This window comes from Hylemonella sp. P2_B10 (assembly GCF_056404875.1).
In genome coordinates this window covers 112,923-127,259 of record NZ_JBFUDE010000004.1, presented here as the reverse complement: position 1 = coordinate 127,259, position 14,337 = coordinate 112,923, and the positions used below count along the sequence as shown (strand labels likewise).

Genomic DNA, 14,337 nt, shown 5'->3' with positions numbered 1-14,337 from the left:
TTGTTATTTGGCGTCCAGCTCGCGGTGGCGCTTCAGCGTGATCCAGTTGGGCGCGAACATGGCGGCCAGCTGCTCCACCAGGTACACCGAGCGGTGCTGGCCGCCGGTGCAGCCTATGGCCACGGTGACGTAGCTGCGGTGGTTCAGCGCCAGCTCGTCCAGCCAGTCGATCAAGAATTCGGAGATCTGATGCTGCATCTTGCGCACCTCTTGCGAGGCCACCAGGAAGTCGACCACCGGTTGGTCGCGACCAGTCAGCTCGCGCAGCTCGGGCTCGTAATGCGGGTTGGGCAGCATGCGCACGTCAAACACGTAGTCGGCATCGCCCGGCACGCCGCGCTTGAAGGCGAAGCTTTCAAACACCAGCGTCATCTGCCCGGTGGGGGCCGACAGCATGGTTTTCACATAGCCTTGCAGTTGCGACGGGCGTATCAGGCTGGTGTCTATCACCTGGGCCTGCTCGCGCAGGTCGGCCAGCAGCTCGCGCTCCAGCTTGATGGCGTCCACCACCGCGCGGCGCTGGTCGCCCGGGCCGTGCGAGCCGGCGGCGATGGTCTCCGACAGCGGGTGCTTGCGCCGCGTCTCGGAATAGCGCCGCACCAGGGTGCCGGTGGAGGCATCCAGAAAGATGGGTTTGACGTCCATGCCGCGCTGGCGCAACTCGGCCAGCTGCGCCGGCACCTGCGGCAGCGAGGAGGCGCTGCGCACGTCCATGGCGATGGCCACGCGCTGGGCGGCGTGCTTTTGCTCCAGCTCCACAAAGCTGAGCAGCAGCTCGGGCGGCAGGTTGTCGACGCAGAAGTAGCCGGCGTCTTCCAGCGCGTTGAGCGCCACCGACTTGCCGGAGCCGGACATGCCGGTGATGAGGACGATTTCCATGGTCAAGGCATTATGGTTTGGACGCCAGCAGTTCCTTGGCATGCGCCAGGCTGGTGCTGCTCAAATGCTCGCCGCCCAGCATGCGGGCGATCTCCTGCACGCGGGCCTCACCCGCCACGGCCTTGACCGTGCTCAGCGTGGCCTTGCCCTGCAGCTGCTTGGAGACCAGCCAATGGTTGTCGCCACAGGCGGCCACCTGCGGCAGGTGGGTGACGGCCAGCACCTGGCGGTCGCGGCCCAGCTGGCGCATCAGGCGGCCCACGGTCTCGGCCACGGCACCGCCCACACCCGAGTCCACCTCGTCAAAGATCAGTGTGCCGGCCGTGCCCAGCTGGCTGGTGGTGACGGCAATGGCCAGCGCCATGCGCGACAGCTCGCCGCCCGAGGCCACCTTGCCCACCGGGCGCGGCGTGCTGCCGGCGTGGCCGGCGGCCAGGAACTGCACCTCTTCCAGCCCGCTGCTTTGCGGCTGGGCCAGCTTTTCCAGCGCCACTTCAAAGCGGCCGCCCTGCATGCCCAGGCCCTGCATGGCGGTGGTGATGGCCTTGGCCAGCAGCGGTGCGGCCTTGGTGCGCGCCTTGCTGACGGCTTGCGCAGCGGTCATGTAGGCCTTGTGCGCGATGGCCTCAGCGGCCTCCAATGCGGCCAGGTCGGCGGCGGCGTCCAGCTTGGCCAGCTCGGCACGCCAGCCGGCCAGCAGCTCGGGCAATTCAATGGGCTGGCGCTTGTAACGCCGCGCCAGCGACATCCACAGCGCCATGCGCGTGTCCAGCTCGGCCAGGCGCTCGGGCTCGGGTTCGGTCTTGCGCAGGTAGGTGCGCAGGCTGTGGGCGCTGTCTTCCATCTGCGCCACGGCGCTGGCCAGCACCTGGGCCAGGTCGCCGAATTCGGGCTCCACATGGGCCTGCTCTTGCAGCGCGGCGGCGGCGGCGTTGGCGGCCGTCAAGGCGCCGGCGTCTTCATCCAGCGCCGTCAACGCGGCCTGCGCGGCGTCCAGCAGCGCCTGCGCGTTGGACAGGCGGCCATGCTGGGTGCTCAGGTCTTCCCATTCCTGCGGCAGTGGGTTCAATTTGTCCAGCTCGCCAATCTGCCATTGCAGGCGCTCGCGTTCGCGTTGCAGGCTGTCTTGCGCGCTTTGGGCTTGCTGCAGCGCCTCTTTGGCGGTGCGCCAGGCGGCCCAGGTGGTGTGCAGCGGCGCGGTGTCCAGCTGGGCATAGGCGTCCAGCAGGCCGCGCACGGCCTCGGGCCGGGTCAGGCTTTGCCAGGCGTGCTGGCCATGGATGTCCAGCAGCGCTTCGCCGATCTCGCGCAGCTGCGCGGCGGTGGCGGGGCTGCCGTTGACCCAGGCGCGGCTTTTGCCCTGCGCGTCCACGGTGCGGCGCAGCAACAGGGTGTCGGCCTCGTCAAAGCCGGCTTCAATCAGCCAGGGCTGCAAGGCGGGCGGGGTGTCGAATTCGGCGCTCACATCGGCGCGCGCGGCGCCTTCGCGCACCACGCCGGCATCCGCACGGGCGCCGGTGGCCAGTTGCAAGGCGTCAATCAAGATGCTCTTGCCCGCGCCGGTCTCGCCGGTGAGCACGGTGAAGCCGGCGCCCAGCTCCAATTCCAATTCGCTGACGATGACAAAATCGCGCAGCACTATGCGCTTGAGGCTCACGGTCAGGCTACTCCTTCATTCCAATGCAGTTTCTTGCGCAGCGTGTCAAAATACGTCCAGCCCTTGGGGTGCAGGAAGCGTACATGGTGCTGCGAACGGGTGACGATGATGCGGTCGCCCACCAGCAGCGAGGCCAGCGACTGCATGTCGAAATTGGCCGAGGCGTCGCGCGCGGCCACCACCTCGATGGCGATCTCGGCCGCGTTGGGCAGCACCACCGGTCGGTTGGACAGCGTGTGCGGCGCAATCGGCACCAGCACCCAGCCGGGGATGGCAGGGTGCAACAGCGGCCCGCCGGCCGACAGCGCATAGGCCGATGAGCCGGTGGGTGTGGCGATGATCAAACCGTCGGCGCGCTGGTTGGCGACGAAATGGCCGTCCACCTCGACCCGCAGCTCCACCATGCCGGTGGTGGCGCCGCGGTTCACCACCACGTCGTTCATGGCCTGGGCGTCGAACACGCATTCGCCGTCGCGCATCACGCGGGCGCAGATCAGCGCGCGGTGGTCTTCTTCATACTCGCCGTCCAGCATGGGGCCCAGCGTGGCGGCAAACTGGTGCAACGGCACGTCGGTGATGAAGCCCAGCCGCCCCTGGTTGATGCCCACCAGCGGCAACCCAAAGCGCGCCATCTGCCGGCCTATGCCCAGCATGGTGCCGTCGCCCCCCACCACCACGCCCAGGTCGCACTCCGCGCCGATGGCGTCCACCGGCAGCGTGGCGTGGCCGGTGATGCCGGTGTTGGCGGCCGTGTAGTCCTCAAAGCTGACCTCGCAGCCGCGCGACAGCAGGAACTGGGCAATGTCCTCCAACGCCGCGCGCGCAGACGAGTCACCCGCGCCGGAGGCGTAGGCGTTGTACTTGCCGAACAGGGCAACGTGGCGGAATTTGGATTTCACGTAGGGAATTAGAGCATTAATTTCGCCGGGCGGAGGGCGGTTTTGCGCAGGCATTACCCGTAGTGGAGGACAGCCGCGCAGTGTGCGGCCTACATTGCGTCGTGGCCCTGGCAACATCCGCCTTAGAATCATCTTCACACCATGCTCGACGACCGTTCCAAGCTGTTGATGAAAGCGCTCGTTGAGCGCTACATAGCCGATGGCCAACCGGTGGGCTCGCGCACGCTCTCCAAGGCGTCCGGGCTGGACCTGTCGGCCGCCACCATCCGCAACGTGATGTCTGACCTGGAGGCGCTGGGGCTGATCGCCAGCCCGCACACCTCGGCCGGGCGCATCCCCACCGCGCGCGGCTACCGGCTGTTTGTGGACACCATGCTGACGGTGCAGCCGGGCAGCAGCGGCGGCCAGTTTGGCAACGTGGTGCAAAGCCTGGCGCCAGACCAGCCGCAAAAGGTGATCTCCAACGCCGCCAACCTGCTGAGCAACCTGAGCCAGTTTGTCGGCATTGTGGTGGCGCCGCGGCGCAGCTCGGTGTTCCACCACATGGAGTTTTTGCGGCTGTCGGAGCGGCGCTTGCTGGTCATCATGGTGACGCCCGAGGGCGACGTGCAAAACCGCGTCATCATCACCGAGCAGGACTACACACAGGCGCAGTTGATAGAAACCGCCAACTACCTGAACAGCCACTACCAGGGCATGGCGCTGGAGCAGGTGCGCGAGCGCCTGCAGGCAGAGGTGGAAAGCCTGCGCACCGAAATCGCCCAGCTGATGCAGGCGGCCGTGCACGTGGGCGGCCAGGCCATGACCGAGCGGCAGGACGAGGTGGTGATATCCGGCGAGCGCAACCTGCTGGCCGTGAGCGACTTCTCCACCGACCTGGGCCACCTGCGACGGGCGTTTGACATCTTCGAGCAAAAGGCGCAGTTGATGCGCCTGCTGGACATCGCCGGCCAGGCCGAAGGCGTGCGCATCTTCATCGGCGGCGAGAGCCAGGTGGTGCCGTTCGAGGAGCTGTCGGTGGTCAGCGCGCCGTATGAGGTGAACGGCCAGGTGGTCGGCACGCTGGGCGTGATCGGCCCCACGCGCATGGCGTATGACCGCATGATCCAGATCGTGGACATCACCGCCAAGCTGGTCAGCAACGCGCTGAGCCACAACCCCAGCGGTAACCCGCCGAATCGCTGAACGCCAGCCCCCAAGGCCCGAAAGCCGGTCGGGTTAAAATGCGCGGTTCGGTTGGGGCGTTAGCTCAGTTGGTTAGAGCAGAGGACTCATAATCCTTTGGTCGTAGGTTCAAGTCCTACACGCCCTACCATTTTCATATGGATTTCTCTGGAAGGGCCGCTCAGGCAAACAGCGACTCCGTCAGGTCCACTTCCTGTTCCGCCTGCTCTTGCGGCGCGCTCAGGCTTGCCGGTGCGCTGTCACCCTCGCTCAGCGCGTTCCAAAGCTGGATGGCCTCAAGCCTCTTCCAGCTGTTCCTGCCCACCGTCTGGCACGAGGTGCGGGTGTCCACCTCATAGCACATCACCCGCCAGCCTGAGCGCAGAAACTGCACCAGTGCGGGGCCGCCACAGTGGTGGCAGTGTGATGGTTGGATGTCTTCAGTCATGGCGGTGGCTCAATTTTGCAGCAAAACCACGCTGCCCTGGCCACCGTCGGCGCAAATGCTGACGATGGCGTGGGTGCCGGGTGGCATGGCGGCCAGCTCCTTCACCGCCTGGCTGAGGATGCGCGCGCCGGTGGCCGCAAAGGGGTGGCCCAGGGCCACGCTGCCACCATTGGGGTTCAGCCGCTCGGTGGGGAAGGCGCCGAAGTCGCGCTCCACACCGGCCTTGCCGCGCACAAAGGCACGGTCCTGCAGTGCCTTGATGTGGAACAGCACCTGGCCGGTGAAGGCCTCGTGGATCTCCCACAGGCCAATGTCCTCATAGCGCAGGTTGTGGCGCGCCAGCAGGCGCGGTATGGCGAAAGCGGGCGCCATCAGCAGGCCCTCGACGCGAAAGTCCACCGAGGCGATTTCCCAGTCCACCAGCCGCACGCGCGGCGTGGAGGAGGGCAGCTTGGCCAGGCCTGCCGTGGAGGCCACCCACAGCGCCGCGGCGCCGTCCGTCAGCGGCGACGAGTTGCCGGCGGTCAGTGTGCCCTGGCCGCTGGTGCGATCGAATGCCGGCGGCAGCTTGGCCAGTTTTTCCAGTGAGGTGTCCTTGCGCGGGATGGTGTCGCGCTGTGCGTCGCCCACCGGGATGACCAGGTCGTTGAAGAAGCCGCGCTCCCAGGCGGCAGTGGCGCGCTGGTGGCCCTGCAGCGCCAACTGATCCTGTGGCTCGCGGGCTATTGCCCATTCCTTCACGGTGATCTCGGTGTGCTCGCCCATGCTCATGCCGCTGGTGCGGTTGGTCACGGCAGGGATGTACAGCCGCACGTCGCCGGGCCGCAGGTCGGCCAGGTGCTGCACCTTCTGCCCCAGCGAGCGCGCCTGCTGGAACTTGCGCACCCAGTCCGACAGCCGCACGCCCAGGCCGATCTGCACCCGGCTCATGCTCTCCACGCCGCCGACCAGTGCCAGTTGGCGGCCAGCGGCATCATCCAGCATGCCGGCCGCCTGGATTGCCCCGACCATGCTGGTGGAGCAGGCCATGATGGTGGAATAAGCCGGGATGCTGGGCGGCAGGCCTGCGTCCATCAGCACCTCGCGGGCGATGTTGCTCCAGGTCAGGTTGGGCACCACGGTGCCCCAGACGGCAAAGTCCGGCGCGGCACCTTGGAGTTGCTGCACCATCGCTTGCGCCACCGGCACGGACAGCTCGATGGCGTCGAACTTGCCCAGGGCGCCATCCACCTTGGTGAAGGGGGTCCTGACGCCGGAGGCGAACCAGATGTCGGGGGCGGAGGGGGTTGGCATGGGATGCTCCTGGGGTTTCAGGCACGGTGGATTCTGTCTGGTCAAGAAGCTTACACAGCTTCAGGCGAAAGATCTTTTGCCAACTCATCCGCTTTGGCCGATATGGCCAAAGCGTGTTCTGTACACTGGCGGCACAGTCATCAGGTTCGACAACTTACGCGAAACTATCGTAAGTTGTTGTCAGTAAATAGATTTTCGATTTCCCAGCTTGCGCTACACTTCGCTTGGTTTATCTAGGCACGCGCTGTCGCTGAGTTACTCATAATCCTTTGGTCGTAGGTTCAAGTCCTACCAACATAACTTAGCCTACTTTGGTGCTGCGAAATAAAAAGCACAAGAAGCGCCGAGGGGGTTGAGCATGTAGTTGAATCGCTGTTCCAGAAACCATCAAAATGAAAAAAGAGGGGTCCGGAGGTGACAAACATTACGGAGCACGTGGCTGGCGCCAGATGGCACCTTGCCGGGAGCACTGACACAGTTGTTGTTTTCGTACATGGGTTGATGTCCACATCAAGGACATGCTGGTCGCACAAGAATGGTACGTACTGGCCTCAACTCGTAGCGCAGGATCCTCAATTTGAAGCAGCATCGGTCTACTTGGCTGACTACTATTCGGACATCGATTCGGGGCAATACGACATCGCGCAATGTGCACGTGAAGTTTGGGATCAACTTCAGTCGGATCGGGAAAACGGTCGCGTTCCCATTGACTATTCACGTATAGTGTTCGTAGCGCACAGTTTGGGCGGCGTTGTAGTTCGGAGGCTTTTGGAGGAGAACTCACAACGCTTTTCGCTCAAGCAAGTTGGCCTTGTGCTTATCGCGTCACCGACAGGCGGTTCTCTTTACGCAAAGCGTTTCGGTGCGCTTTCGAAATTGTACGGGCATGACGCAGCCTTAGCGTTAAAGCCTGATTCCCAGCTTCTAAGAGACATTGACCATCGTTTTCGAGGACTCCTAAATGAGAGGCGTATTGATCTAATCGGGGCAGAAGCTTGTGAACATCATGGCCCTCGGCTGTGGAAGTACTTTCCCTACCGGTTGTCGCCAATTGTTAGTGTCGAATCCTCTAGCAAATACTTTGGTGCTCCGAAGATAATTCACGGCACCGATCACTCAAGCATAGTAAAGCCAGATCGAGCTGAACATCCGATACATCAATTTCTCAGAAATTTCTACGGAGTTCATTGGGCGCGCAATCAACGTGGGCGCAGTGTTTCAACCGGCAATGCGAATAGCGGTCCGACGGGTGCGCTTTTCAGCGTATACAGCGCCGCAGCGCGTCCCTATTGCGTGACGAGGGACGTTGATACCGGTTTTAGCACTAGCATCGGACTGAAAAGCGTTTGGGTGCACGGCCAGTCGGGTGTTGGAAAAACTACGCTGGTCAAGCGATATTTAGATTTGCGAGAGTTAAATCCTCTCCAAATTTCGCTTGGGCATATGCGTGATTTCACGGAAGCGAGTCTTACCCGCGAAATCACTGAAACGATTAACAGCAAACGAAATAGTAACTTGCTGGGGTCATATGCGGACCTCGTTCGGTTTCTCGCATCAGAATTTGGGTCCGAAAGAATAATATTATTCCTGGACGAGGTGCCTGTCGAGATGATGTCGACGGAAGAGCAACGGATGTTTTTGATCAGCGTCTCTGCTCTTATGGATTCGGTTCAGAAACAAGGAGGGGCCAACTTGCACATTGTTGTCTGCTCAATTGGAAAACCTCACCTGGAGCTCGCTGGCCAAAAGTGTCAGGAGCAAATTGAACTCCTCCAAGCCTCGCAATGGACTGAACGCGAACTGGGCGAACTTGTTAACATAATTAAGAGCGCACTGTCTGTAGCGGAGGTCGGGCGCCTCGATGACTCAGATCTAATAAATGTCGCGGGCGGTTCACCCAGGGTGATTAAAGAATATTACCGAAGGCGTCTTATTGTAGGCCCGGATCGAGAGTCGGAGCAAAACTCTCTAAACATCGTATTAAATACTCTAGGCCTCACATAGGCAAAGTGAAAATGAAGCTGCGGAGTTACACCATCGTTCCGCCGGAACTTTATGTTCAGCGACGTGCCGACGCACAGCTAAAGCAGATCATCGATGACATGGGTCGGCCTGGTTATGTGCTTGTTGCACGGCAAATGGGAAAAACCAATTTGCTGCTTAACGCAAAGCGTAGTTCTGGTCAGGGAGATTTTTTTGTTTACTTGGATGTTTCGAACGTCATTCCCGATGAAAGAGGTTTTTTTCGAAGTGTTATAGACCTAGCCGTGGAAACTGCCCAAGAACGCGGCGTATTTGTCGGAGAGACAATTGAGCTTGAGCGTGATGAGTCCGAATTGCTCCCGCATAAGGAGCATGAAAGGGAACTCCGACGGGTATTGCAGTCGACTAGTGGTAGGGTGGTCATTTGCTTAGACGAAATCGATGCTCTTACTAAGACGGGATACTCTGACAACGTCTTCTCTTTTATTCGCAGTACTTATTTTTCGGGGAGGGCGAATTTTCCTGAATTTGAGCGATTGACCTACATCCTTTCTGGCGTCGCGGAGCCAGGTGATTTAATAAAGAATAAGGCAGTCTCCCCGTTTAATATCGGGGAAAAAATCTACCTCGACGACTTTTCGTTTGAAGAAGTTCAGGCGTTTTTCCGACAGGCTGAGATTGAACTCAGTCTGGAAGTCGTGCAAGCAGTGTTTGACTGGACTAGTGGCCATCCGCGAATGATGTGGGATCTAGTCGCGCAATTGCAACGCGATCTCGCCTCCAGTGCATCGGAGGTTGAAACTTCAGTTAAGCAGCTTTATTTCTCCAGCGTAGATGTACCGCCCGTTGATCATATAAAGGCGCTGGTTGAAAGCAGTCAAGATATAAGGGACGCGCTTATTGCAATTCATTACAAGAAGTCAGAGGCCATTTCGGGCGCAATTCGGACGAAGCTTTATCTGGCTGGCATCAGCGAGTTCGACCCGAACACGCGGAGGGTCACTTTCAAAAATCGAATCCTCGAACTCGCGCTGTCTGAGCAGTTCATTCTTTCGTTGGAGCGGTCACAGCCCACTTATGAGGCTGCCATTCGTAGCTACCAGGCGGGTCTTTTTGAAGATGCTCTCGCTGGGTTTGTGGGTTTTGTTAAGTCTGCCCCAGAGGACTCGCGTATTCCTATTGGCAGATATTGGGCTGGGGTGTGTTGCTATTCATTGGGCCAATATATGGAGGCGTTGGGTCACTTAAATCGGTTGGATGATTTTGAGCTTCCACTTACCGCAATAGCTGCTCGGAAGTTCTTCTTAGGCATGTCGCTGTTGAAAATTGGTCAGCCGCGAGAGGCCGTTCCGTATTTGAAACAAGCAGTCGCCGCAAAAGGGATCTCAGATTTTCCTAGTGCACATATTCAAGCAAGCGTAGCACTTGCGGACGCCGTCATTCGCATTGGTATGCGACCTGACGAACAGCTTTTCACTGATGCACTTTCTCTTTGCCAAGAGATAGTCGACCAAGCCGAGGTCGTGAAAAAGACAATGAATGATGCTGACTTATTCTCGGCGCTTCAGGTGGATGCTCACATCGCGCTGGCTAAAGCGGCATCCATTCGAGAGTCTCGTGAGCGGGCTTTCGAACTTTTGGACCAAGCACGCAAGCATGCGGATGCCGGAGCGCGGTTGCGTCTGGCCATGCTGGAACACGCATTGGCGGCGAATCGCGCAGAGTCAAGCTTGCTTCTGCAAAAAGCGATTGCTGAGGCCCTGAACATTAAAGTTTTCGACCAATCTCGCGAGGAAGATGACACGCCGATAGTCAATGTTTTGGCTCTCATTCGAGAGCTAAGCAAGGCGGGACGTGAAGACCAATTGCTGATGGTTGCAGATCATTTTCTTAATCACCTTGCGGCGAGCGCTGATGTGTACTCGACAATGGATGATTTAGTGGTCGAACTCTATAACGGGGGCTCGCGTGCTACTGCTCGTAGACTTGTTGATATAGCCCTTAAGGTCCAATCGACACGTGCCGAACCGAGACACGGTGGCTTGCTCTCCCTCGCAATCATTATTCAGGAAGCTGATTCTGATCGATTTGCGGACGAGTACTTTGCCTGTTTTGACGAACGGTCGGAGGTGGAAATCGATGAGCTTCGATTCGTTTCTGCAGTTACTCTGGCGGCGATCAGTCATGGCAATGCTGCCATCTCGCTGAGAGGTTTGGAGCTAATGCGCCGGGTTGAGTCGGTTGCTCAGCAAAACTCAGAGATGCACGAAGCACTTCAAGCGCAGAGTGTTCAGCTTCTACTTGAGTACTGCGAGGTTATGCACGCTCTCAGATTCGGGCCAACTCCCACCGTGGCGACCCGCGCGGGTGGGCTAATCCGAAGACTGAATAAAGTAAACAACTTCGAGATAAGCCTCTTTCCAACGACCTACCCACGAGTGATGGTCGCGGAATTGGCTGCTCGCATCCGCAGGCTCTCACCATCTGCCCCGATTAAACGTGCTGGAAAGAAGTACGGAAGAAACGATATTGTGCGCGTGATTTACGGTGACGACGAGCGTACGGGCAAATACAAGCACTTTGAGAAGGACATTAAACTAGGACTGTGTCTCATCGTGGACTAGTGCGGCGTCGATGACCGGCGTGGTAGCGGTGGACTTTTTTCCGATGATTTACAGGCTGAGGACCGGGGATTTAGGCCTCTTAGATAGGGGAGTTGCGCGGTCGGTCATGTGGGCTTAGCTTGAAGTTTTGGGCGGTGGCGTAATTCGGTGGCGACCGCCTGCTGCGCTGGTTGTGCGAGTGCTGACAGGCGTCAACCGCCGGTGTTCTTTCTGCCCGCGCAATTGCGTTCAATGGTGCTGCTCCAGCAGCGCCAGCCGGACGCCCAGCGTCACCAGCACGGTGCCCAGCATCCGGTCCAGCCAGACGCTGGCCCGTGGGTTGTGCCGGAAGAAGCCTGTGGCGCGTGCCGCCGCCAGCACAAACAGCGACTCCACCACGATGGCCACGGCGATCACCAAGACGCCCAAGCCCAGCAACTGGAGCGACGTGCTGCCGTGGCCGGGCCGGACGAATTGCGGCAAAAAGGCCATGAAGAAGATGGCCACCTTGGGGTTCAGCACGTCGATCATCACGCCCTGCCAAAACGCCTGCAGCACCGATTGCCGGGCCTCGGGCCGTGCTGCAACGTCCAGCTGCATGCCCTTGGAGCGCAGCGCCTGCACCCCCAGAAAGACCAGGTAGGCCGCCCCTGCGTATTTCAGGATGGCAAAGGCCATGGCCGAGGTGGCCAGGATGGCTGACACGCCAAACGCCGCAGCCAGCACGTGAACCAGCGCGCCTGAGCACACCCCCAGTGCAGAGGCCAAGCCAATCCGCGTGCCCTGGGCGACCGTGCGCGACAGGATGTAGACCAGGTCCGGGCCGGGTGAGAGGTTCAAGGCCAGGGCTGCGCTGAAGAACAGCAGCCAGTAGGTCAGGTCGTTCACGTCACTCCTCAGAAGGGGGCATCAAGCTGCCATCGAGCTTATCGCATCCGCGCGACCGATGCATTTCCCCCGGGGCTGCAACTGGCAAAGATTTCCCGGCATGTGTGCACTACCGCACGGGCCAAAAAACGGCTTGGGTGCAAGCTCCCCCCATGACCACCTGGACACGCGCGTGCTGAAATACACCATCCTCCCGCGCCCTGGCATCCTGACCATACAGGCCAGCGGCAAATTGGGTGACAACGACCTGGCCCGCCTGTCGGCGGCGGCCGGTGCTTATCTGCAGGAGCATGAGCACCTGCAGGGCCTGCTGGTGCGCACGCAGAAATTTCCCGACTGGGTTGGCATGGTCGGCCTGGCCACGCACGTGGAATTTGCCCACGCCCACCGCGACCGCGTCAAGCGCGTGGCCCTGGTGACGGACCACCCCGCCGTGGACCTGGTGGCCACCATGGTGAAGCGCCTGTCACCGGCCAAGGTGCGGCACTTTGCGTATGCGGATCGGGCCGTGGCCCTGGCCTGGCTGAAGGTTGGCACATCAGCGGCGGCCCTGCGCGCAGACCCGCGCTGACGCCTTGTCCGGCTGCTCTCCTACATCCTTTTTGGGGCGAAAGCGCCACCATGGAGGCACTTCAATCAATACCTCAAGGAGGCACCATGAGCAACTCTGAACTGCTGAATGACACCAGCGACGCCAACCGCGACCCGCTGAGCGGCGCACCCGGCGCCCACCCGATTGGCACAGGCGTGGGGGCTGCCCTGGGCGGCGCCGCCGCCGGTGCTGCCGTGGGCACGGTGGCCGGACCGGTGGGCACGGTCATCGGTGCGGCTGCGGGCGCCATCGTGGGCGGCCTGGCGGGCAAGGGCGTTGCCGAACGCATCGACCCCACGGCGGAAGACACCTACTGGCGTGAAAACTACGTCGGCCGCCCTTATGTGGGCCCGGCTGCGAGCTACGACGACTACGGCCCAGCCTACGGCTACGGCCTCATCGCCCATTCACAGTACGGCGGCCGCGCCTTTGACGACATCGAGGTTGATCTGGCCCGCGATTGGGCCACGGCACGCGGCACCTCCAGCCTGGACTGGGACACGGCACGGCCCGCTGCCCGCGACGCCTGGGAACGCCTGAACAGCGTCCGCCACTGAGGCCCGACACCCCACCGTCAGCCCGCTGCCTGCACGGCAGCGGGCTTTTTTTGCGTGTCACAGGGCGGCGACGGTCGAGTCTGTAGGACACCGCACAGAAAGCGCGTCGACGCGCATGCACATTGACGGTATTGCACTGCACAACCGGAGATGGGATGACCGAAGCCTGGGACACCTGGGGCCACACCTGGGGCCAGTTGTTGCTGCTGGCCGTGGCGTTGGCGGCGGCTGCGTTGCTGGCACACCGCCTGTTGTACCGCCTGCTGCACCGGGTGGTAGCGCGCACGCCGGTGCTGGCCTCCATGCTGGCGCGGGGCGACAGCACGGCCCGGGTGGTGGAGCCGCTGATGGCGCTGCAACTGCTGTGGCGCGGCACGCCCGACACGGTGCCTGGCATTGACGGCGTGGAGCACCTGAACGGTGTGCTGCTGATCGCGGCCATCACGCTGCTGTGCATGGCCTTCATCCAGGGCCTGGCCGATGGGGTGATCGCCCGCCACCCGGTGGACGTGGCCGACAACCTGGCGGCCCGGCGCATTGCCACCCAGACCAGTGTGCTGGCCCGCATAGCCAAGGGCATGGTGCTGCTGGCAGGCACGGCCTTCATCCTGATGACCTTCCCGAGGGCGCGCGAGCTGGGCACCAGCCTGCTGGCCTCGGCCGGCGTGGCCGGGCTGGTGGTGGGCATTGCCGCGCGCTCGGTGTTCGGCAACCTGCTGGCGGGCCTGCAGATCGCGCTGGCGCAGCCGATACGCGTGGACGACGTGCTGATTGTGGAGGGCGAGTGGGGCCGGGTGGAGGAGATCACCTCCACATACGTGGTGCTGAAGATCTGGGATGAGCGGCGCCTGATCATCCCGCTGACCTGGTTCATCGAGCACCCGTTCCAGAACTGGACGCGCACCAGCGCCGAACTGCTGGGCACGGTGATGCTGTGGCTGGACCACCGCACTGACGTGGACGCGCTGCGCGCCGAGGCCCGCCGGATCTGCGAGGCGTCGGCCAATTGGGACAAGCGGCTGTGCCTGCTGCAGGTGACGGACGCCAACGAGCACGCGCTGCAGGTGCGGGTGCTGGTGAGTTCAGCCGCCTCGGGGCCCAACTTTGACTTGCGCTGCGAGTTGCGCGAGGGCCTGCTGGCTTTCCTGGGTCGCACCGCGCCGCAGTACCTGCCGCGCTCTCGCGTGGAGATGGGCCAGCTGGGCGAGACCAGCCACTCCAGCGAGACCGCCAAGACGGCCGCAGCCGCCGCTGCGGTGCAAGAGGGCAAGACCGCCGAGGTGGGCAGGCCGGCCGACGCCAGCCCGACAGCGGGCATGGAGCCGGCCGCGCACCCGGCGTGACGCATATGACACCACGCGCTGCTCCGGCCCC

12 protein-coding genes and 1 tRNA gene are annotated in these 14,337 nt (G+C 61.7%); 7 read left to right on the top strand and 6 right to left on the bottom strand.

Annotated elements, in window-relative coordinates:
• Positions 1-3 precede the first annotated feature (3 nt).
• Genes rapZ through AC1DX2_RS18395 form a run of 3 tightly spaced genes read right to left on the bottom strand, consistent with a single transcriptional unit; the run spans position 4 to position 3,435 of the window.
• Positions 4-879 carry an RNase adapter RapZ gene (rapZ, locus tag AC1DX2_RS18405; RefSeq protein WP_477197848.1) on the bottom strand — a complete coding sequence of 292 codons (876 nt, stop codon included), beginning with the start codon at positions 877-879 and terminating at the stop codon, positions 4-6.
• Positions 880-889: 10 nt separating this feature from the next.
• On the bottom strand, positions 890-2,536 hold the full coding sequence (gene recN, locus AC1DX2_RS18400; RefSeq protein ID WP_477197847.1) for a DNA repair protein RecN: 1,647 nt from the start codon (positions 2,534-2,536) through the stop codon (positions 890-892).
• Between the two features lie 2 nt (positions 2,537-2,538).
• A complete protein-coding gene (locus tag AC1DX2_RS18395) occupies positions 2,539-3,435 on the bottom strand; it encodes an NAD kinase (RefSeq protein WP_477197846.1) in 897 nt (298 codons plus the stop codon).
• Between the two features lie 141 nt (positions 3,436-3,576).
• On the opposite strand from AC1DX2_RS18395, the gene hrcA reads away from it, so the two are divergent.
• Both hrcA and AC1DX2_RS18385 read left to right on the top strand, forming a co-directional pair.
• Complete coding sequence (gene hrcA, locus AC1DX2_RS18390; protein WP_477197845.1) at positions 3,577-4,620, top strand: heat-inducible transcriptional repressor HrcA; 1,044 nt, start codon at positions 3,577-3,579, stop codon at positions 4,618-4,620.
• 53 nt (positions 4,621-4,673) lie between these two features.
• Positions 4,674-4,750: transfer RNA gene (locus AC1DX2_RS18385), tRNA-Ile, on the top strand.
• Positions 4,751-4,780: 30 nt separating this feature from the next.
• Here AC1DX2_RS18385 and AC1DX2_RS18380 read toward each other — a convergent pair.
• Entirely contained in the window at positions 4,781-5,047 is a 267-nt protein-coding gene (locus AC1DX2_RS18380; protein WP_477197844.1) for a hypothetical protein, read from the bottom strand.
• A gap of 9 nt (positions 5,048-5,056) precedes the next feature.
• Positions 5,057-6,340, bottom strand: a complete 1,284-nt coding sequence (locus AC1DX2_RS18375) for an acetyl-CoA C-acyltransferase (RefSeq protein ID WP_477197843.1) — start codon at positions 6,338-6,340, stop codon at positions 5,057-5,059.
• Positions 6,341-6,754: 414 nt separating this feature from the next.
• Between AC1DX2_RS18375 and AC1DX2_RS18370 the strand changes: the two genes are divergently transcribed.
• Both AC1DX2_RS18370 and AC1DX2_RS18365 read left to right on the top strand, forming a co-directional pair.
• Positions 6,755-8,344, top strand: a complete 1,590-nt coding sequence (locus AC1DX2_RS18370) for an esterase/lipase family protein (RefSeq protein WP_477197842.1) — start codon at positions 6,755-6,757, stop codon at positions 8,342-8,344.
• 11 nt (positions 8,345-8,355) lie between these two features.
• Entirely contained in the window at positions 8,356-10,947 is a 2,592-nt protein-coding gene (locus tag AC1DX2_RS18365; protein WP_477197841.1) for an AAA-like domain-containing protein, read from the top strand.
• A gap of 228 nt (positions 10,948-11,175) precedes the next feature.
• Here AC1DX2_RS18365 and AC1DX2_RS18360 read toward each other — a convergent pair whose 3' ends face one another.
• Positions 11,176-11,814 carry a LysE family translocator gene (locus AC1DX2_RS18360; RefSeq protein WP_477197840.1) on the bottom strand — a complete coding sequence of 213 codons (639 nt, stop codon included), beginning with the start codon at positions 11,812-11,814 and terminating at the stop codon, positions 11,176-11,178.
• A 172-nt stretch (positions 11,815-11,986) separates the two neighbouring features.
• On the opposite strand from AC1DX2_RS18360, the gene AC1DX2_RS18355 reads away from it, so the two are divergent.
• The 3 genes from AC1DX2_RS18355 (at position 11,987) to AC1DX2_RS18345 (ending at position 14,306) form a co-directional block, all read left to right on the top strand.
• Entirely contained in the window at positions 11,987-12,385 is a 399-nt protein-coding gene (locus AC1DX2_RS18355; protein ID WP_477197839.1) for a SpoIIAA family protein, read from the top strand.
• 86 nt (positions 12,386-12,471) lie between these two features.
• Entirely contained in the window at positions 12,472-12,963 is a 492-nt protein-coding gene (locus tag AC1DX2_RS18350) for a hypothetical protein (protein ID WP_477197838.1), read from the top strand.
• A gap of 155 nt (positions 12,964-13,118) precedes the next feature.
• The gene (locus AC1DX2_RS18345; protein ID WP_477197837.1) at positions 13,119-14,306 is read left to right on the top strand and encodes a mechanosensitive ion channel family protein; all 1,188 of its coding nucleotides are present in this window, start codon (positions 13,119-13,121) and stop codon (positions 14,304-14,306) included.
• The last annotated feature ends 31 nt before the right edge of the window (positions 14,307-14,337 follow it).